The sequence below is a fragment of the Streptomyces sp. NPDC056452 genome (assembly GCF_042796085.1).
In the GTDB taxonomy this organism is placed as follows: Bacteria; Actinomycetota; Actinomycetes; order Streptomycetales; family Streptomycetaceae; genus Streptomyces.
Map to the genome: position 1 here is coordinate 264,622 of NZ_JBHTRI010000006.1, position 19,779 is coordinate 284,400.

General features: G+C 70.7%; 18 protein-coding genes. 15 read left to right on the plus strand and 3 right to left on the minus strand.

Features of this window, described 5'->3' with window-relative positions:
* Nucleotides 1-36: 36 nt before the first annotated feature.
* From ACFQ6X_RS08920 to galE, 3 genes are all read right to left on the minus strand, one after another.
* The gene (locus ACFQ6X_RS08920; RefSeq protein ID WP_383178098.1) at nucleotides 37-1,284 is read right to left on the minus strand and encodes a GNAT family N-acetyltransferase; all 1,248 of its coding nucleotides are present in this window, start codon (nucleotides 1,282-1,284) and stop codon (nucleotides 37-39) included.
* A gap of 221 nt (nucleotides 1,285-1,505) precedes the next feature.
* Nucleotides 1,506-2,447 carry a cation diffusion facilitator family transporter gene (locus ACFQ6X_RS08925; RefSeq protein WP_383178101.1) on the minus strand — a complete coding sequence of 314 codons (942 nt, stop codon included), beginning with the start codon at nucleotides 2,445-2,447 and terminating at the stop codon, nucleotides 1,506-1,508.
* 164 nt (nucleotides 2,448-2,611) lie between these two features.
* On the minus strand, nucleotides 2,612-3,595 hold the full coding sequence (gene galE, locus ACFQ6X_RS08930; protein ID WP_383178104.1) for a UDP-glucose 4-epimerase GalE: 984 nt from the start codon (nucleotides 3,593-3,595) through the stop codon (nucleotides 2,612-2,614).
* Between the two features lie 284 nt (nucleotides 3,596-3,879).
* On the opposite strand from galE, the gene ACFQ6X_RS08935 reads away from it, so the two are divergent.
* The 15 genes from ACFQ6X_RS08935 to ACFQ6X_RS09005 form a co-directional block, all read left to right on the plus strand.
* On the plus strand, nucleotides 3,880-5,655 hold the full coding sequence (locus tag ACFQ6X_RS08935; protein WP_383178183.1) for a DUF5941 domain-containing protein: 1,776 nt from the start codon (nucleotides 3,880-3,882) through the stop codon (nucleotides 5,653-5,655).
* Nucleotides 5,652-6,389, plus strand: a complete 738-nt coding sequence (locus tag ACFQ6X_RS08940) for a phosphocholine cytidylyltransferase family protein (RefSeq protein WP_329205334.1) — start codon at nucleotides 5,652-5,654, stop codon at nucleotides 6,387-6,389. The genes ACFQ6X_RS08935 and ACFQ6X_RS08940 overlap by 4 nt, the downstream gene beginning before the upstream one ends.
* Complete coding sequence (locus ACFQ6X_RS08945) at nucleotides 6,377-7,438, plus strand: iron-containing alcohol dehydrogenase family protein (protein ID WP_383178107.1); 1,062 nt, start codon at nucleotides 6,377-6,379, stop codon at nucleotides 7,436-7,438. Before ACFQ6X_RS08940 ends, ACFQ6X_RS08945 begins: the two co-directional genes overlap by 13 nt.
* On the plus strand, nucleotides 7,416-8,195 hold the full coding sequence (locus ACFQ6X_RS08950; RefSeq protein WP_383178110.1) for a CDP-alcohol phosphatidyltransferase family protein: 780 nt from the start codon (nucleotides 7,416-7,418) through the stop codon (nucleotides 8,193-8,195). Before ACFQ6X_RS08945 ends, ACFQ6X_RS08950 begins: the two co-directional genes overlap by 23 nt.
* 8 nt (nucleotides 8,196-8,203) lie before the next feature.
* Complete coding sequence (locus ACFQ6X_RS08955) at nucleotides 8,204-9,076, plus strand: glycosyltransferase family 2 protein (RefSeq protein WP_383178113.1); 873 nt, start codon at nucleotides 8,204-8,206, stop codon at nucleotides 9,074-9,076.
* A gap of 105 nt (nucleotides 9,077-9,181) precedes the next feature.
* Entirely contained in the window at nucleotides 9,182-10,111 is a 930-nt protein-coding gene (locus tag ACFQ6X_RS08960; RefSeq protein ID WP_383178116.1) for an ABC transporter permease, read from the plus strand.
* Nucleotides 10,104-10,889 carry an ABC transporter ATP-binding protein gene (locus ACFQ6X_RS08965; protein ID WP_383178119.1) on the plus strand — a complete coding sequence of 262 codons (786 nt, stop codon included), beginning with the start codon at nucleotides 10,104-10,106 and terminating at the stop codon, nucleotides 10,887-10,889. The genes ACFQ6X_RS08960 and ACFQ6X_RS08965 overlap by 8 nt, the downstream gene beginning before the upstream one ends.
* Before the next feature lie 421 nt (nucleotides 10,890-11,310).
* Nucleotides 11,311-12,231, plus strand: coding sequence for a squalene synthase HpnC (gene hpnC, locus ACFQ6X_RS08970; RefSeq protein WP_383178122.1), 921 nt, complete (start codon nucleotides 11,311-11,313; stop codon nucleotides 12,229-12,231).
* Nucleotides 12,232-12,260: 29 nt separating this feature from the next.
* The gene (gene hpnD / locus ACFQ6X_RS08975) at nucleotides 12,261-13,181 is read left to right on the plus strand and encodes a presqualene diphosphate synthase HpnD (protein WP_329205321.1); all 921 of its coding nucleotides are present in this window, start codon (nucleotides 12,261-12,263) and stop codon (nucleotides 13,179-13,181) included.
* Between the two features lie 133 nt (nucleotides 13,182-13,314).
* Nucleotides 13,315-14,703, plus strand: a complete 1,389-nt coding sequence (hpnE, locus tag ACFQ6X_RS08980; protein ID WP_383178126.1) for a hydroxysqualene dehydroxylase HpnE — start codon at nucleotides 13,315-13,317, stop codon at nucleotides 14,701-14,703.
* Nucleotides 14,700-15,803: a polyprenyl synthetase family protein gene (locus ACFQ6X_RS08985; protein WP_383178129.1), complete on the plus strand. Its 1,104-nt coding sequence runs from the start codon at nucleotides 14,700-14,702 to the stop codon at nucleotides 15,801-15,803. The genes hpnE and ACFQ6X_RS08985 overlap by 4 nt, the downstream gene beginning before the upstream one ends.
* A gap of 104 nt (nucleotides 15,804-15,907) precedes the next feature.
* Nucleotides 15,908-17,920 (plus strand): squalene--hopene cyclase, encoded by a 2,013-nt coding sequence (shc, locus tag ACFQ6X_RS08990; RefSeq protein ID WP_383178132.1) that lies wholly within the window; start codon nucleotides 15,908-15,910, stop codon nucleotides 17,918-17,920.
* Nucleotides 17,920-18,573 (plus strand): 1-hydroxy-2-methyl-2-butenyl 4-diphosphate reductase, encoded by a 654-nt coding sequence (locus ACFQ6X_RS08995; RefSeq protein WP_383178135.1) that lies wholly within the window; start codon nucleotides 17,920-17,922, stop codon nucleotides 18,571-18,573. Before shc ends, ACFQ6X_RS08995 begins: the two co-directional genes overlap by 1 nt.
* A gap of 6 nt (nucleotides 18,574-18,579) precedes the next feature.
* Entirely contained in the window at nucleotides 18,580-19,599 is a 1,020-nt protein-coding gene (gene hpnH, locus ACFQ6X_RS09000) for an adenosyl-hopene transferase HpnH (protein WP_383178138.1), read from the plus strand.
* Between the two features lie 4 nt (nucleotides 19,600-19,603).
* Nucleotides 19,604-19,779 (plus strand): flavodoxin-dependent (E)-4-hydroxy-3-methylbut-2-enyl-diphosphate synthase (locus tag ACFQ6X_RS09005; protein WP_383178186.1); only part of this gene is annotated, 176 nt, incomplete at its 3' end.

The following is a 19,779-nucleotide window of genomic DNA, read 5'->3' on the forward strand; positions in this document are numbered from 1 at the left end:
GCCGCACCCTGACGGCGCGGCGGACCGGACACCGCGTCAGACCCCGAAGGCGTCCGGATACTGGATGCTGCCCATGGGCACCGGCGCGGAATCGTCGAGCCGCAGAGCCATCAGGGCCTCGTCGGGAACATCGAAAGCGACCCCGATCCCGAACCGCGACGCCGGCACGAAGCCGAACGCCGGGTAGTACCGCGGATGGCCGAGAACCAGCACGAGCGGCTCACCCCGCAGCCGGGCCGCGTCCAGCACGGCACGCACCACCGCACGGCCCGCGCCCCCGCGCTGATGCGAGGGCGAGGTCGCCACCGGCGCCAGCGCCAGCGCCGGCGCGCCCCCGACCCGGCACCGGGTCAGCAGCGCGTACGCGGCGACGGAACCGTCCGGTGCCTCGGCCACGTACGACAGACCGGGCAGCCACGCGCCGGGATCCAGGCGCAGGGCATCGACCAGATCGGCCTCGGCCCGCGTCGGGAACGCCGCCGTGTTGACGGCGTGCACGGCATCGCGGTCCGCGGTGGTCTCCGGACGGGTCCGCCACCGAGGGTCGGCCGGCCGCAGGACATAGCCGGCGTAGCCGTACTCCGTGCCGTGGTCGCGGCGCATCGCCAGCTCCTCGGCGGTGGCCGCGAGAGCCTGCGCCATACCGGGGGCCGAGGGATCGGCGGCCGCCGCCCGTTCCGCCAGGGGGACGTAGTACTCGTCCCAGTCGCTCCCGGGCTGCAGCAGCACCCCGAGCACATGGCAGCCCGCCGCCACGGCGGCAGCCGTGTTGGCGGCGACCGGGCGCAGGGAGCCGTGCCGCTCCCAGAACGCACGGGCTTCGCCGGTCGGTGCGTCCGTGGTCCAGACGCACTCGGTGATCACCATCGAGCCACCGGGAGCGAGCAGGCGCTGCCAGTCACGCAGCGCCGTGTCGAACCCGATGATGTACGCGGAACCCTCGGCCCAGACCAGATCGAAGGCGCCGTCGGCGAACCCGCCGAGGTCCGCCATGTCGGCCCTGACGATGTGGATCCGGTCGCCGAGGCCACGCGCCTCGGCCGCCTCGCGCAGTTCGTCGAGGAACGGCTGGTGCAGATCGACCGCGGTCACCTCGGCACCCGCCTCGGCGGCGAGCAGGAGGGCGGCCCTGCCGGGACCGCAGCCCAGGTCCAGGACGCGCGGGCGGTCCGGCTGCGGGCCCGCGAGGGCGAGCAGCCGCCGGGTGGTCGCGTCGGAGCCCGGACTCTGCCGGGGAAGGCGGTGGTGCAGTGCGAAGAAAGCGTTGATTGTGTGGTCGGTCAACGTGGGAAACCCTTGGGTGAGAGGGCTCCGGCCGACGCGGCGACGTGGAGACAGCCGAGGCGCTAGCCGAGAACCCGGGAGATGAGGAAGGACCGATTGCTGCGCGGGGCAGCCGTCGTCGCGACAGTCATCAACCTCAGCTCCTTCTCTCCCACAGGCTTCGCACTCGAGGGACTCGAAGCACTCGAACGTACGCCGGAGACCCTAACACCCGGTCCCGCTCAGTGGCAGAGCTTCGCCTCGTGCTCCGCATGCCCGCTCGGCTCCAGCTGGAAGGTGCAGTGCTCCACGTCGAAGTGGTGGCCGAGGCAGCCCTGCAGGTCGTGCAGGAGCTTCTCGTGGCCGATCGAGTCCAGCATCTCCTGGTGCACGACCACGTGCGCGGAGAGCACCGGCATCCCCGAGGTGATCGTCCAGGCGTGCAGGTCGTGGACGTCCAGCACCCCGGGAAGGGCGGTGATGTGGGCGCGCACCTCCGCCATGTCGACACCCTTGGGCGCCGATTCCAGGAGCACGTCGAGCGTCTCGCGCAGCAGCTTCACCGTACGGGGGACGATCATGAGACCGATCAGCAACGAGGCGATCGGGTCGGCGGCCTGCCAGCCCGTGGCCATGATGATGCCCGCCGACACCAGGACCGTGACCGAGCCGAGGGTGTCCGCGACGACCTCGAGATAGGCGCCCCGCACATTGAGGCTGTCCTTCTGCCCGCGCATCAGCAGGGACAGCGAGACGACGTTGGCGACCAGACCGACGGAGGCGAACACGATGGCCAGACCGCCCCTGGTCTCGGCCGGGGTGACGAAACGGTCGACCGCTTCGAAGACCAGGTAGCCGCCGACCCCCAGGAGCAGCAGGCAGTTGGCCAGCGCCGCGAGGATCTCGGCGCGGGCGAAGCCGAAGGTGCGGTTGGGCCCCGAGGGCCTGTTGGCGAAGTGGATCGCGAGCAGGGCCATGCCGAGGCCGAGCGCGTCCGTGGCCATATGGGCCGCGTCGGCGATCAGCGCGAGCGAGTCGGAGAGCAGTCCGCCGACGATCTCCATGACCATGACGCCGAGCGTGATGCCCAGGGCGACCTTGAGCCGGCCCTTGTACGCGGCGGCGGCCGTGCCCGTCGGGGGCGGCCCTCCGTGCGTATGCCCGTGATCGTGGCCAGCCCCCATGGGAACGCCTCCGGAACGCGTCGTACCACTCGGGCGCCGATCGCCCGATGTGGCCAGTGAACTACGGGCGGGGGGTACCGGGCAACACGGCACTGAACACCGTTGTCATGTGCCCTGACCTGCGAAAACGTTCGCAGGTCAGGGCGTCGGCGGAATGCCGTGGACTACTTCGCGCGCGCCTCGGGGTGGCGCAGGCACCAGCCCTCCCAGGCCGACTCGACCATCTCGCGCACTCCGCGCCCGGCCGTCCAGCCCAGTTCCTCGGTCATCCGCGCGGCAGAGGCGACGGCCCTGGCCGCGTCACCGGGCCTGCGCGGTTCGATCACGGGCTTCGCGGGCAGGCCGCTGACCTCGCCCACCAGATCGGCGAGCTCGCGCACCGAGACGCCTTCACCGCGGCCGATGTTCACGGTCAGATCCCCGGCGAAGCCGGGCTCCGCCAGCTTCCGGGCCACCGCGAGGTGCGCGTCGGCGAGGTCGGCGACGTGGATGTAGTCGCGGACGCAGGTGCCGTCGGGCGTGGGGTAGTCGTCACCGAAGATCCGCGGGGCCTCGCCGCGGGTCAACCGGTCGAAGATCATGGGCACGACGTTGTAGACGCCCGTGTCGGACAGCTCGGGCGTCGCGGCCCCGGCCACGTTGAAGTAGCGCAGACAGGCGGTCGAGACCGAGTGCGCCCGGCCCGTCGCCCGCACCAGCCACTCGCCGGCCAGCTTGGTCTCGCCGTAGGGGTTGATCGGGACGCACGGAGTCTCCTCGGTGATGAGCTCCGTGTCCGGAACGCCGTACACGGCGGCCGACGAGGAGAAGAGGAAACGCCGCACACCGGCCGCGACCACCGCCTCCAGCAGCACGGCGAGCCCGGTCACGTTCTCCCGGTAGTAGACGAGGGGCTTCTCGACGGACTCGCCGACCTGCTTCTTCGCCGCGAGATGCACCACACCGGTCACCTCGTGCTCGGCCAGCACCCGGTCGAGCAGCGCACGGTCGGAGGCCGAACCGCGCACCAGGGGAACATCCGCGGGCAGGCGCCCCTCGATACCCGTGGAGATGTCGTCGAGCACCACGACTCTCTCGCCGGCCCCCGTCATGGCCTTCGCCACATGTGCTCCGATGTAACCGGCCCCGCCTGTGATCAACCACGTCATACGTGTCAGCTTATGCGCTGACCCTGCGCGGTTTGTGGGGCGAGGTGTTGATCGACGATGATGATCGCGAACAGCGCCGCATGATGGCCGGTTCGCCCGAACGGAGCACAAACGGGCGGTGAACTCGGCCTTCCGTTCATCCGATAGCCTCAGCCGACGCGCCGCCGGCCCACCCGAGGGCCGCACTGTCGCGCGCCTTTCCCGTCAGCACCAAGGAGTGAGTTCGTCTGTCGACCGCCATCCTCACCGGTGCGCCGGTACCCGGATCGTCGCTCGAGGACGATCTGCGGTCACTCGGCTTTGACGTACGCGCAGCTGCCGACGCCACCGAGGCAGCCGAGCTGCTCGCCGCGGTCCCCGCGAGCCGGCGCGTCGCGCTCGTGGACCCGCGCTTCGTCGGCCACGTCCATGCCCTCAGGCTCGGACTGACCGACCCCCGCTTCGCCGCCGCCACCGTCCCCGGAGCGCTCACCGCGCAGCCCGAGGCACGGGACGCGCTGCTCCGTGCTTTGCGCAGGGCCGTGGCAGCCGTGGGTGCGGGAAGCCCCGTCGCGCCGGCCGGCGCCGAACCCGTCGCCGAGGACCGCACGGTCCCCGGTCGGCTCGCCGTCGCCCTCGACGCCGAGGGCACCGCCGTGCAGCGCCCCGAGCTCGGTTCGCTCACCGCCGAGGTGCCCACCGGTCCCGAGGACCGCAGTGCCGCACAGGCCGCCGTCGACGCCGTCGACGACGAGGCCGTACGGCTGCGCAGCGCGGTGAAGGCCCACGACGGCTTCTTCACGACGTTCTTCATCAGCCCGTACTCGCGCTACATCGCCCGCTGGTGCGCCCGCCGGGGCTTCACCCCGAACCAGGTCACCACCGCCTCGCTGATCACGGCCCTCATCGCGGCCGGCAGCGCGGCGACCGGCACCCGCGGGGGCTATGTCGCGGCCGGGGTGCTGCTGCTCCTCTCCTTCGTCCTGGACTGCACCGACGGGCAGCTCGCCCGCTACTCGCTGCAGTACTCGACGATGGGTGCCTGGCTGGACGCCACCTTCGACCGGGCCAAGGAGTACGCGTACTACGCGGGCCTCGCCCTCGGCGCCGCTCGCGGCGGCGACGACGTATGGGTCCTCGCGCTCGGCGCGATGGTGCTCCAGGCCTGCCGGCATGTCGTCGACTTCTCGTTCAACGAGGCCAATCACGACGCGGTCTCCAACACGAGCCCCACCGCCGCGCTCTCGGACCGGCTCGACAGCGTCGGCTGGACCGTCTGGCTGCGCCGGATGATAGTCCTGCCCATCGGCGAACGCTGGGCCATGATCGCCGTGCTCACCGCGGTGACCACCCCCCGGATCGTCTTCTACGCCCTGCTCGTCGGATGCGCGCTGGCCGCCAGTTACACCACGGCCGGGCGGCTGCTGCGCTCGCTGACCCGCAAGGCGCAGCGCACCGACCGGGCCGCCGTCGCACTGGCCGACCTCGCCGACTCGGGACCCCTCGCGCAGGCCGTGGCCGGTGCGGTCCGCCGCCCCGGCGGCGGCTTCACAGCTCCGCTGCTGGCGCTCGCCGGCGCAGTGGTGATCGTCGCCACCGCCCTGTTCGCTCCCTACGGCAGCTGGCTGACCGTCGGAGCGGCAGTGGTGTACGCGGTCGTCTCCGGCCTCGCGGTCTCGCGGCCGCTCAAGGGCGCGCTCGACTGGCTCGTGCCCCCGGTCTTCCGTGCCGCGGAGTACTGCACGATTCTGGTGCTGGCGGCCCGCAGTGATGTGCCGCACGCCGTTCCCGCGGCATTCGGCCTCGTTTCGGCCGTCGCCTACCATCACTACGACACGGTGTACCGCATCCGAGGCGGTACCGGCGCACCGCCCCGGTGGCTGGTGCGCGCCATCGGCGGGCACGAGGGCCGGACCCTGGTCGTGGCCGTACTCGCCGCCGTACTGACCCGGAGTTCAGGATTTACCACGGCTCTCACCGCGCTCGCGGCAGCCGTGGCTCTGGTGGTGCTCGTGGAGTCCATCCGCTTCTGGGTGTCCTCCTCGGCCCCCGCTGTACACGACGAAGGAGAACTCGCATGATCGGCCTCGTACTGGCTGCCGGTGCAGGACGACGTCTGCGTCCGTACACGGACACGCTGCCCAAGGCACTCGTGCCCGTCGACGGCGAGAAGACGGTCCTGGACCTGACGCTGGCCAACTTCGCCGAGGTCGGACTCACCGAGGTCGCGATCGTCGTCGGCTACCGCAAGGAAGCCGTCTACGCCCGCAAGGCCGAGTTCGAGGCGACGTACGGCGTGACCCTGACGCTCATCGACAACGACAAGGCCGAGGAGTGGAACAACGCCTACTCCCTCTGGTGCGCCCGTGACGTCCTGAAGAAGGGCGTCATCCTCGCCAACGGCGACACCGTGCACCCGGTCTCCGTCGAGAAGACCCTCCTGGACGCCCGCGGCAAGGGCCAGAAGATCATCCTCGCCCTCGACACGGTGAAGAACCTCGCCGACGAGGAGATGAAGGTCATCACGGACGGCGAGAAGGGTGTGCAGCGGATCACCAAGCTGATGGACCCGGCCACCGCGACCGGCGAGTACATCGGCGTGACGCTGATCGAGCCCGAGGCCGCCGAGGAGCTCGCCGACGCGCTGAAGGTCACCTTCGAGCGCGACCCCGACCTCTACTACGAGGACGGCTACCAGGAGCTCGTGAACCGCGGCTTCACCGTCGACGTGGCCCCCATCGGCGAGGTCACCTGGGTCGAGATCGACAACCACGACGACCTCGCCCGCGGCAGGGAGATCGCGTGCCGGTACTGACCCGCCTCATCCCGTCCCCGGTCGTCGTCGACATCCGGCGCGGCGCCATGGACGATCTGGCCGGTCTCCTCGCCGACCAGCGGATCTCCGCGTCGGGCAAGCTCGCCATCGCGATCAGCGACGGTTCCGGGCGCGCCCTGCGCGAGCGGCTCGCTCCGGTGCTGCCGGGGGCCGACTGGTACCCGGTCACCGACGGCACGATCGACTCCGCGGTGCGGCTCGCCGACGGCATCAAGGGCAACCGCTACGACGCCGTCGTCGGCCTCGGCGGCGGCAAGATCATCGACGTGGCGAAGTACGCCGCGGCGCGGGTCGGCATGCCCATGGTCGCCGTCGCGACGAACCTGTCCCACGACGGGCTCTGCTCGCCGGTCGCGACCCTGGACAACGACAACGGGCGCGGCTCCTACGGGGTCCCCACCCCGATCGCGGTGGTCATCGACCTCGACGTGATCCGCCAGGCCCCCGCACGCTACGTGCGCTCGGGCATCGGCGACGCCGTCTCCAACATCTCCTGCGTCGCCGACTGGGAGCTCGCCCACGAGATCCAGGGCGAGGAGATCGACGGACTCGCGGCAGCCATGGCACGACAGGCCGGCGAAGCCGTACTGCGCCACCCCGGCACCGTCCGCGACGACGCCTTCCTCAAGGTGCTGGCCGAGGGACTCGTCCTGACCGGCATCTCGATGTCGGTCGCCGGGGACTCCCGGCCCGCCTCGGGCGGCTGCCACGAGATCAACCACGCCTTCGACCTGCTGTACCCGAAGCGTGCGGCCAGCCACGGCGAGCAGGTCGGCCTCGGCGCCTGCTTCGCCATGCACCTGCGGGGCGCACGCGCGGAGTCGCTGCACATGGCGTCCGTACTGCGGCGCCACGGGCTGCCCGTGCTGCCCGACGAGATCGGCTTCACCGCCGAAGAGTTCGTCCGGGCCGTCGAGTACGCCCCGCAGACGCGCCCGGGACGCTTCACGATCCTGGAACACCTCAACCTGTCCACCGACCAGATCAGGGACGCGTACGCCGACTATGCAAAAGCCATCCATAGCTGAACTCCGTCCGGTCGTGCACCCTCCGGGTGTGAAGGACCGGCGCAGCGGCGAGCACTGGGCTGGTCGGCTGTACATGCGCGAGGTCTCGCTGCGCATCACCCGGCGCCTGGTGACCACCAAGGTCACGCCCAACCAGCTGACCTACGTGATGACCGTCGCCGGCGTGCTCGCGGCGCCCGCCCTGCTGGTCCCGGGCATCCCCGGGGCCCTGCTCGGCGTGCTCGCGGTCCAGCTCTACCTGCTGTTCGACTGTGTCGACGGCGAGGTGGCCCGCTGGAAGAAGCAGTTCTCGCTGGGCGGGGTCTACCTCGACCGGGTGGCCGCCTATCTGTGCGACGCGGCGGTGCTGGTCGGCTTCGGCCTGCGTGCCGCCGACCTGTGGGGCCCGGGACGCATCGACTGGCTGTGGGCCTTCCTGGGCACGCTCGCCGCGCTGGGCGCCATCCTGATCAAGGCCGAGACCGACCTCGTCGGCGTCGCACGGCACCAGGGCGGGCTGCCGCCCGTCAAGGAGTCCGCGTCCGAGCCGCGCTCCTCCGGCATGGCGCTCGCCCGCCGGGCCGCCGGTGCGCTCAAGTTCCACCGGCTGATCCTCGGCATCGAGGCGTCGCTGGTCATCCTGGTGGTGGCCGTCCTCGACACGGTCAGGGACGACCTCTTCTTCAGCCGTCTCGCCGTCGCGGTCATGGCCGGCATCGCCCTTCTCCAGACCGTCCTGCACCTGGTGTCGATCCTCGCGTCCAGCAGGCTGAAGTGAGCTCCCCCATGAAACTCGGCGCCGTCATCATCACCATGGGCAACCGTCCGGACGAGCTGCGCGCCCTCCTCGACTCGGTCGCCAAGCAGGACGGCGACCGGATCGAGGTGGTCGTGGTCGGCAACGGCGCCGCGGTCCCCGACGTCCCCGCGGGCGTGCGGACCGTGGAGCTGCCCGAGAACCTGGGCATTCCAGGGGGCCGCAACGTCGGCATCGAGGCGTTCGGCCCTTCCGGTGCCGACGTGGACGCCCTGCTCTTCCTCGACGACGACGGGCTGCTGCCGAACACCGACACCGCCGAGCTCTGCCGGCAGGCGTTCGGGACGGACCCCAAGCTCGGCATCGTCACCTTCCGTATCGCCGACCCGGACACCGGGGCCACCCAGCGCCGGCACGTGCCGCGGCTGCGTGCCTCCGACCCGATGCGCTCGTCCCGGGTGACGACGTTCCTGGGCGGTGCGAACGCCGTGCGCACCCAGGTGATCGCCGAGGTCGGCGGACTGCCGGACGAGTTCTTCTACGCGCACGAGGAGACCGACCTGGCCTGGCGTGCCCTGGACGCCGGCTGGATGATCGACTACCGCGCGGACATGGTGCTCAACCACCCCACCACCGCTCCCTCCCGGCATGCGGTATATCACCGCATGGTGGCCCGGAACCGGGTCTGGCTCGCCCGCCGGAACCTGCCCGCGCCGCTCGTGCCCGTGTACGTCGGTGTCTGGCTGCTGCTCACCCTGGTCCGCAGGCCGTCCATGCCCGCGCTCAAGGCGTGGTTCGGCGGATTCCGGGAAGGCTGGGCGAAGCCCTGCGGTCCCCGGCGCCCCATGAAATGGCGTACGGTCTGGCGGCTGACCAGACTGGGCCGACCACCCGTGATCTGAGAAGCTCTTCTCTGAGACCATGAGGCGTATTTTTCGTACGGGACCCTGTCCGCCTTGGCCGCGCCCGCGACCGGCTGCGCATTGTGAAGACGAGAGTTTCAACTTGTGAGTGAGACAACCCACGACGGTGGGGTCGCGTTGAGCACCCCACCGTCCGCCGACGAGGGGCTCAGCGCGTCCCAGATGGCCGCCAAGTACGGCCTGACGGTGAGCGGCGCCAGGCCCGGGCTGTTCGAATACATCCGTCAGCTCTGGGGCCGCCGTCACTTCATCCTGGCCTTCTCCAGGGCGAAACTGACCGCGCAGTACAGCCAGGCCAAGCTCGGTCAGCTGTGGCAGGTGGCCACGCCCCTGCTGAACGCGATGGTCTACTTCCTGATCTTCGGACTCATCCTGGGCACCGCGAGGGGGATGAGCCAGGAGGTCTTCATCCCGTTCCTGGTGACGGGGGTCTTCGTCTTCACCTTCACCCAGAGCTCGGTCATGGCGGGGGTGCGGTCCATCGCCGGCAACCTCGGCCTCGTCCGCGCCCTGCACTTCCCCCGCGCCTCACTGCCCATCTCCTTCTCGCTGCAGCAGCTCCAGCAGCTGATGTACTCGATGATCGTGCTGCTGGCCGTGGCGGTGGGATTCGGCAGTTATCCCTCGCTCTCGTGGCTGCTGGTGATCCCGGCGCTGGCCATGCAGTTCCTGTTCAACACGGGCCTGGCCCTGGTCATGGCCCGGATGGGCAGCAAGACTCCCGACCTGGCGCAGCTGATGCCGTTCGTCATGCGGACCTGGATGTACGCCTCGGGCGTCATGTTCTCCATCCCGGTCATGCTGGCGGACAAGCCGCAGTGGATCGCCGACGTGCTGCAGTACAACCCGGCGGCCATCTACATGGACCTGGTCCGCTTCGCGCTCATCGACGGCTACGGCTCGGAGAACCTGCCGCCGCACGTCTGGGCCGTCGGGCTCGCCTGGTCGCTCCTGGTGGGCGTCGTGGGCTTCGTGTACTTCTGGAAGGCAGAGGAACGGTACGGCCGTGGCTGAGGAAACGTCCCAGGGGCACATCCCCACCGTCATCGCCGACGACGTGCACATCGTGTACCGGGTCAACGGCACGGGCGGCGGCAAGGGCAGCGCCACCGCGGCGCTGAGCCGGATCATGCGCCGGGGCAAGGGCGAGCCGCGCGGCGTCCGCAAGGTGCACGCGGTGCGGGGTGTCTCCTTCACCGCGTACCGGGGCCAGGCGATCGGCCTCATCGGCACCAACGGCTCGGGCAAGTCCACCCTGCTGCGGGCCATCGCCGGACTCCTGCCCACGGAGCACGGCAAGGTGTACACGGACGGCCAGCCGTCCCTGCTCGGGGTCAACGCCGCGCTCATGAGCGATCTCACCGGTGAGCGCAACGTCGTGCTCGGCGGTCTCGCGATGGGCATGAGCCGTGAGGAGATCCAGGAGCGGTACAACGACATCGTGGAGTTCTCCGGGATCAACGAGAAGGGCGACTTCATCACCCTGCCGATGCGGACGTACTCCTCGGGCATGGCGGCGCGGCTCCGCTTCTCGATCGCCGCGGCCAAGAACCACGACGTCCTCATGATCGACGAGGCTCTCGCCACCGGTGACCGCAAGTTCCGGGTCCGCTCGGAGGAGCGGATCCGTGAGCTGCGCAAGGAAGCGGGCACCGTCTTCCTGGTCAGCCACAACAACACCACCATCCGGGAGACCTGTGACCGGGTGCTGTGGCTGGAGAAGGGCGAGCTCCTGATGGACGGCTCCACCGACGAGGTCCTCAAGGCCTACGAGCGGGAGACCGGCAAGTAGTCCCGTACGACCGAGTGGCCCCCGCCGGAGCGCAGCGGCGGGGGCCACTGCGGCGTCCGGCTCCCGGGCAGCGGGGACGTACGACGGCTCCCGGGGGCATCTCCTCCCGCCGGATGACGTCAATTGCCCTGAATCCGGGGAAGGTTGGCGGAGATCGAAGTGTTGTACCGGGGTGCGTCGCACCCCTGCGCGGGCTTGTGCGTTGTACAACGTAAGCTGTACCGGTGCTGATTCGCGGCCATGTGGGGGGATACGCCCCCCGCGCATCGCCCCTGGTGAGCCCGTCGCACTCGGGAGAATGAGCGGCGTGTCCGAAAAGGGATGTTTTGGGTCGGCAGTGTAGAACGGGAGATATGACGGCAATGATGGAAAATCTCCAGCTCCGACGTGGTTTCGCCGTCCCCGCGTCGGGCGGTACGCAGTGATCCGTACCCAGCAGGCGCGTACCGACGCCGCCGCAACCGGCACGCTCGACAAGGCCGCGGACGAGAACTTCCCCGTGGCCCCCTTCTTCCTGCCCCGCGCCTGGCGCGACGACCTGATGGCGGTCTACGGTTTCGCCCGCCTCGTCGACGACATCGGTGACGGCGACCTCGCACCCGGCGGCGCCGACGCGCGTCACCTGGGCCTCGAGCCCGGACAGACCGAGGACCGCCTCGCCATGCTCGACGCCCTCGAGGCCGATCTGCACCGGGTCTTCGCCGGCTCGGCCGAGGTGCCGCGCCACCCCCTGCTGCGCGCCCTGCGCCCCACCGTGCGCGCCTGCGCGCTCACCCCCGAACCCTTCCTCGGACTCATCGAGGCCAACCGGCAGGACCAGAAGATCCGCCGCTACGGGACGTACGCGGAGCTCCGGGCCTACTGCGAGCTCTCCGCCAACCCCGTCGGCCGGCTGGTCCTGCAGATCACCGGCACCGCGAGCCCGGAACGGATCCGGCGCTCCGACGCGGTCTGCACCGCGCTGCAGATCGCCGAGCACCTCCAGGACGTCGCCGAGGACTTCGGCCGCGACCGGATCTATCTCCCCGCCGACGACATGGCCCGTTTCCATGTCCGTGAATCAGACCTGGCCGTACCGTCCGGGGGCGCATCGCTGCGCGCCCTGGTCGCGTTCGAAGCGGAACGCGCTCATGACCTGCTGGACGAAGGCATTCCCCTGGTGGGTAGTGTCAACGGCAGGCTCAAGCTGCTGCTCGCCGGATTCGTCGCCGGAGGGCGAGCCGCCCTCACCGCGATCTCGGCCGCCGGGTTCGACGTACTGCCCGGACCGCCCAGGCCCACCGCGCCCAGACTGCTGCGCGAAGTGGGAGTTGTCCTGCGAAGAGCGCACAGAGAGGGGTGAGCCGGACCGTGGAGGGACAGACGACGTACATGTCGGCACCGGTACAGGCCGCATACAGCTACTGCGAGGCCGTCACCGGACAGCAGGCCCGTAACTTCGCGTACGGCATCAGGCTGCTGCCGTACGACAAGCGGCAGGCCATGTCGGCGCTGTACGCCTTCTCCCGTCGGGTCGACGACATCGGCGACGGAGAACTGGCCCCGGAGACCAAGCGGTCCCGGCTGGAGAGCACCCGCGAGCTGCTCGACCGGGTCAGGAGCGGCGCGGTCGACGAGGACGACACCGACCCGGTGGCCGTCGCGCTCGCCGACGCGGCGCGCCGGTTCCCGCTGCCCCTCGGCGGGCTCGACGAGCTCATCGACGGCGTGCTGATGGACGTGCGCGGCGCGAGTTACGAGACCTGGGACGACCTCAGGACCTACTGCCGGTGTGTCGCGGGTGCCATCGGACGCCTCAGTCTGGGCGTTTTCGGGACGGAACCGGGCGCACCGGGTGCCGACCGTGCCGCGGAGTACGCGGACACGCTCGGCCTGGCGCTCCAGCTCACCAACATCCTGCGCGACGTCCGCGAGGACGCGGGCAACGGGCGCACGTACCTGCCCGCGGACGATCTCGCCAAGTTCGGCTGCTCCGCCGGATTCCACCGGGCGACCCCGCCGGCCGGCTCCGACTTCGCCGGCCTGGTGCACTTCGAGGTCCGGCGCGCACGGGCCCTGTTCGCCGAGGGCTACCGGCTGCTGCCGATGCTGGACCGGCGCAGCGGCGCCTGTGTCGCCGCCATGGCGGGCATCTACCGCCGGCTCCTCGACCGGATCGAACGCGACCCCGAGGCCGTACTGCGCGGCAGGGTCTCACTGCCCGGGCACGAGAAGGCCTATGTGGCGGTGCGCGGCCTGTCGGGCCTCGACGCGCGGTACATCTCCCGCCGGACGGCCAGGGGGCGGGTCTGATGTGCCCCACGAGCGGTACCGGGCGGCGGGCAACCCTCCGCCTTTCTGCTGCGTCCCTGACTGCGATGTTTCCGATCTCCGTTATCCGGGCCCGTACGGCCCGGACTCCCGCGGCCCGGCGAAAGGGGGACGCATGAGTGGCCGGAACCTGAGCCGCTCACGTGCGGTCGTCGTCGGCGGCGGCCTGGCCGGAGTCACCTCGGCCCTCCGCCTCGCCGACGCCGGGCTTGACGTGACCCTGCTCGAAGGCCGTCCCAGGCTCGGCGGGCTGGCCTTCTCCTTCCGCCGCGGCGAGCTGTCCGTCGACAACGGCCAGCACGTCTACCTGCGCTGCTGCACCGCCTACCGCTGGTTCCTGGACCGGATCGAAGGCACCCACCTCGCACCGCTCCAGGACCGCCTCGACGTGCCCGTACTCGACGTCGGACGGCAGGCAGGTCCGCGGCTCGGACGGCTGCGCCGCACCGGACTTCCCGTACCCCTGCACCTCGCCGCCGGCCTCGCCGCGTACCCGCACCTCTCGCTCGCGGAGAAGGCGGGCGTCGCGCGGGCCGCACTGGCACTCGGCCGCCTCGACCCGGCCGACCCCGCACTCGACGGCATCGACTTCGCGACCTGGCTGCGACGGCACGGCCAGTCCGGGCGCACCATCGAGGCGCTCTGGGACCTCGTCGGTGTCGCCACGCTCAACGCGACCGCGCCGAACGCCTCCATGGCACTGGCGGCCATGGTCTTCAAGACGGGGCTGCTCTCCGAGCCGGGCGCCGCGGACATCGGCTGGGCCGCGGTCCCGCTCGGCGAGCTGCACGACACCCTCGCCCGCAAGGCGCTCGACTCGGCCGGCGTCCGGACCCAGCTGCGCGCCCGGGTCGGCTCACTCACACGTACCGACGACGGCCGCTGGGCCGTCGGGACGGACAGCGAGCTGATCGAGGCGGGGACCGTCGTTCTCGCCGTGCCGCAGGGCGAGGCACACGGGCTGCTGCCCGACGGGGCGATCGACTCTCCGGGACGTCTCCTGGACATCGCCGACGCGCCGATCCTCAACGTTCACGTCGTCTACGACCGCAAGGTGCTGCGGAGGCCGTTCTTCGCAGCCATCGGATCGCCCGTGCAATGGGTCTTCGACCGTACCGAGCAGTCGGGACTCCAGGGCGAGGGGCAGTACCTCGCGCTCTCCCAGTCCGCGGCCCAGGACGAGATCGACCTGCCCGTCGCCGAACTGCGCAAGCGCTACCTGCCCGAGCTCGAGCGGCTCCTCCCGGCCGCACGCGGTGCCGGGATCCGCGACTTCTTCGTCACCCGTGAGCGCACGGCGACCTTCGCGCCCGCCCCGGGAGTGGGACGCCTGAGGCCGGGCGCGGACACCCGCGCCCCCGGCCTCCACCTGGCGGGGGCATGGACCGCGACCGGCTGGCCCGCCACGATGGAGGGCGCTGTCCGCAGTGGCTTCAGCGCCGCGGAGGGCGCACTCCAGGCTCTCGGGCGGCCCCACGAACATCCGCTGCAGGAGGCGGCATGAGCAGTACCACCGGAACAAGAGGAGAGTCTGTGACCCCGGCGAATCCGGCTTACGACACCGTGGCGGAAACCACGGACGTCACCGCGCTTCTGGAGCGCGGAAGGGCCCTGTCAGCGCCGGTGCTGCGAGCTGCCGTGGACCGGCTGGCGCCGCCCATGGACACCGTCGCGGCCTATCACTTCGGCTGGATCGACGCCCAGGGCCTGCCCGCCGACGGCGACGGCGGCAAGGCCGTGCGCCCCGCGCTCGCCCTGCTGTCCGCCGAAGCGGCGGGCGCCCCGGCCGAAGCCGGGATCCCCGGCGCGGTGGCCGTCGAATTCGTGCACAACTTCTCGCTGCTGCACGACGACCTGATGGACGGCGACGAACAGCGCCGCCACCGGGACACCGTATGGAAGGTGTACGGCCCTGCCCAGGCGATCCTCGTCGGCGACGCGCTCTTCGCGCTGGCCAACGAGGTCCTGCTGGAGCTCGGTACCGTCGAGGCGGGCCGAGCGGCCCGCCGCCTGACCACCGCCTCCCGCAAGCTCATCGACGGTCAGGCCCAGGACATCTCCTACGAGCACCGCGAACGGGTCACCGTCGAGGAGTGCCTGGAGATGGAGGGCAACAAGACGGGCGCCCTGCTCGCCTGCGCCGTCTCCATCGGCGCCGTGCTCGGCGGCGCGGACGACCGTACCGCCGACATCCTGGAGGCGTACGGCTACCACCTCGGCCTGGCCTTCCAGGCCGTCGACGACCTGCTCGGGATCTGGGGCGACCCGGAGGCCACCGGAAAGCAGACGTGGAGCGATCTGCGTCAGCGCAAGAAGTCCCTGCCCGTCGTCGCCGCGCTCGCCGCGGGCGGACCCGCGTCCGCCCGGCTGGGCGACCTCCTCGCCGCCGACGCCAAGAGCAGCGACTTCGACAGCTTCTCCGAAGAGGAGTTCGCCGCGCGAGCGGCACTCATCGAGGAGGCGGGCGGTCGCGAATGGACCGCTCAGGAAGCCCGTCGTCAGCATGCGGTAGCCATCGAGGCGCTGCACGGTGTCGACATGCCGGAACGTGTGCGGGCGCAGCTCACCGCGCTCGCCGACTTCGTTGTCGTCCGAAAGAGATGATCACCATCCGCATATGAATCGCAGTCGCCGGCGGGCGCCCTCACAGGACGCCCGCCGACGGAGACCCCAGCACAGCAGAGGACCAACTGCACGAAGGGGAAGCCATGACAGCGACGACCGACGGAAGCACCGGGGCCGCGAACCTCCGCGCAGCCTCGGCCAGCGATCCGACCGACACAACCACTGCCGCGGACGACGGTCTGGCCGCCGCGCGGCGGGCCGCGGAACGCTCGGTGGAGCACCTCCTCGGCAGACAGGACGAGCAGGGCTGGTGGAAGGGGGACCTCGCCACCAACGTCACGATGGACGCCGAGGACCTGCTGCTCCGTCAGTTCCTGGGGATCCAGGACCCGGCCACGGTGCAGGCGGCAGCCCGCTTCATCCGCGGCGAACAGCTCGGCGACGGCACCTGGGCCACCTTCCACGGCGGCCCCGGCGACCTCTCGGCCACCATCGAGGGGTACGTCGCCCTCAGGCTGGCCGGAGACCGCACCGACGACCCGCACATGATCCGGGCGGCGCGCTTCGTCCGGGAACAGGGCGGCATCGCGGCGGCCCGGGTCTTCACCCGGATCTGGCTGGCCCTCTTCGGCTGGTGGAAGTGGGACGACCTGCCGGAGCTCCCGCCCGAGCTGATGTTCTTCCCGAAGTGGGTACCGCTCAACATCTACGACTTCGGCTGCTGGGCCCGCCAGACCATCGTCCCGCTCACCATCGTCTCCGCGAAACGGCCGGTACGTCCCGCCCCGTTCGCCCTCGACGAGCTGCACACCGACCCGGAGCAGCCGAACCCGCCGGGGCGCATGGCGCCGGTGGCCAGCTGGGACGGTGTCTTCCAACGGCTCGACAAGGCGCTGCACGCCTATCACCGGGTCGCTCCGCGCAGGCTGCGCCGCATCGCAATGAACGCCGCGGCCCGCTGGATCATCGAGCGCCAGGAGAACGACGGCTGTTGGGGCGGCATCCAGCCGCCCGCCGTGTACTCCGTCATCGCCCTGCACCTGTTGGGCTACGACCTCGACCACCCGGTGATGAAGGCCGGGCTCGCCTCGCTCGACCGGTTCACCGTATGGCGCGAGGACGGCGCCCGCATGATCGAGGCCTGCCAGTCGCCGGTCTGGGACACCTGCCTCGCCACCATCGCGCTCGCCGACGCCGGCGTGCCCGCCGACCATCCGGCGCTCGTGAGGGCGGCCGACTGGATGCTCGGCGAGGAGATCGTACGGCCCGGCGACTGGTCCGTGCGCAAGCCCGAACTCGCCCCCGGTGGCTGGGCGTTCGAGTTCCACAACGACAACTACCCCGACATCGACGACACCGCCGAGGTCGTGCTGGCACTGCGCCGGGTCCGGCACCCGGACCCCGCAAGGCTCGAGGCCGCCATCGAACGCGGGGTACGCTGGAACCTCGGCATGCAGTCCCGCAACGGGGCCTGGGGCGCCTTCGACGCGGACAACACCAGCCCCTTCCCCAATCGGCTGCCGTTCTGCGACTTCGGTGAGGTCATCGACCCGCCGTCCGCCGACGTCACCGGGCACGTCGTGGAGATGCTCGCCATCGAGGGCCGCTCCGGCCACCCCCGTACCCGGCGCGGCATCGAGTGGCTGCTCGCCGAACAGGAGGCGTGCGGCGCGTGGTTCGGCCGGTGGGGCGTCAACTACATCTACGGCACAGGGTCCGTGGTACCCGCCCTCGTGGCGGCGGGGCTGCCGACCGCCCATCCGTCGGTCCGCCGGGCAGTCGGGTGGCTGGAGTCGGTCCAGAACGACGACGGCGGCTGGGGCGAGGACCTGCGTTCCTACCAGGAGGAGAAGTGGATCGGCCACGGCACCTCGACCGCCTCCCAGACGGCCTGGGCGCTCCTCGCGCTGCTTGCCGCGGGGGAGCGTGACAGCAGGTCCGTGGAGCGGGGCATCGCCTGGCTGGCCGAGACCCAGCAGGCGGACGGCTCGTGGGACGAGCCGTACTTCACCGGGACCGGCTTCCCCTGGGACTTCTCCATCAACTACCACCTCTACCGGCAGGTCTTCCCCCTCACCGCGCTCGGGCGGTACGTGTACGGAGACCCGTTCGCGAACGGCACCACCGCCGGCGCCGCCACGGGCAAGGGGGCCTGATGGGCGATACCCAGGGGCCGCCCGGCCCCGTCACGCCGCTGCTGATCGCCTGCGCGCTGGGCATCGAGCACCTCGCCCTGCGCAGCGGCAGGGCCGGCGGCGGCGCCGGCCCTGTGACCGTCATCAGGACGGGCATGGGCCCCAAGGCCGCCGAGAGCGCCGTCCTGCGCGCACTGGGCCGGAAGGGAGCCGGAGGCGCCGCGGTCATCGCCTCCGGCTTCTGTGCCGGCCTGGCCCCCGGAATGCACCCCGGGGACCTCGTGGTGGCCGAGGAGACCCGGGACCCCGGCGGCACCACTGCCTGCACGGGCGCCGGTCTGCTGGTCGACGCCCTGGCCAGGGCGGTGCCGGGACGCACGGTCCACACCGGCCCGCTGACCGGCTCCGGCCATGTCGTCCGGGGGCCGGAGCGCGCCGCGCTGCGGGCCACCGGCGCCATCGCGGTGGACATGGAGTCCGCCGCCACACTCCGCACCGCTGTACGGAGCGGGCCACGCCCGGTTGCCGCCGTACGGGTGGTCGTGGACGCTCCGGAGCATGAGCTCGTCCGCATCGGCACAGTGCGCGGTGGAATATCGGCTTTCCGCGTTCTTCGTGCTGTCCTTCCGGCTTTCCACGAATGGCACCGATCTTTGCTGCTCCCCAGGAGGTGAGCCCAGATGGCCATGCCGCTCCGTCAGTCCATCAAGGTTGCGACGTATCTCATCGAACAGAAGATCCGCAAGCGGGACAAGTTCCCGCTGATTGTCGAGCTGGAACCCTTGTTCGCCTGCAATCTGGCGTGCGAGGGATGTGGCAAGATCCAGCACCCGGCCGGGGTGCTCAAGCAGCGCATGCCCGTCGCCCAGGCGGTCGGGGCCGTGCTCGAATCAGGTGCCCCGATGGTGTCCATCGCCGGCGGCGAGCCACTGATGCACCCTCAGATCGACGAGATCGTGCGCCAGTTGGTGGCAAAGAAGAAGTACGTGTTCCTCTGCACCAACGCCATGCTGATGCGCAAGAAGCTCGAGAAGTTCACGCCGTCGCCGTACTTCGCCTTCGCCGTCCACATCGACGGACTGCGCGAGCGGCACGACGAGTCGGTCGCCAAGGAAGGTGTGTTCGACGAGGCGGTGGAGGCGATGAAGGAGGCCAAGCGACTTGGCTTCCGGGTCACCACCAACTCCACCTTCTTCAACACCGACACCCCGCAGACCGTCATCGAGGTCCTCAACTACCTCAATGACGAGCTGAAGGTCGACGAGATGATGATCTCGCCCGCCTACGCCTACGAGAAGGCGCCCGACCAGGAGCACTTCCTGGGCGTCGAACAGACCCGCCAGCTCTTCAAGAAGGCCTTCGCCGGCGGCAACCGGAACCGCTGGAGGCTGAACCACTCGCCGCTCTTCCTCGACTTCCTGGAGGGCAAGGCGGACTTCCCGTGCACGGCCTGGGCCATTCCCAACTACTCGCTCTTCGGGTGGCAGCGGCCCTGCTATCTGATGAGCGACGGGTACGTGCCGACGTACCGCGAGCTCATCGAGGACACCGACTGGGACAAGTACGGCCGGGGCAAGGACCCGCGCTGCGCCAACTGCATGGCGCACTGCGGCTACGAGCCCACCGCCGTCCTCGCCACGATGGGGTCCCTGAAGGAGTCCCTGCGAGCGATGCGGGAGACTGTCGGCGGGAACCGGTGACGTCATGACCACTGGAGAGCCAGTCGCACTGGGTCTCCCCGAGCTGCCGGCCCGGCCGCTCGCGGTGCGCCGCATCTCGCGGCGCATCCAGGTCGGGTCGGTGGCGGTCGGTGGGGACGCACCGGTGTCGGTGCAGTCGATGACGACGACGCGTACGTCGGACATCGGTGCGACGTTGCA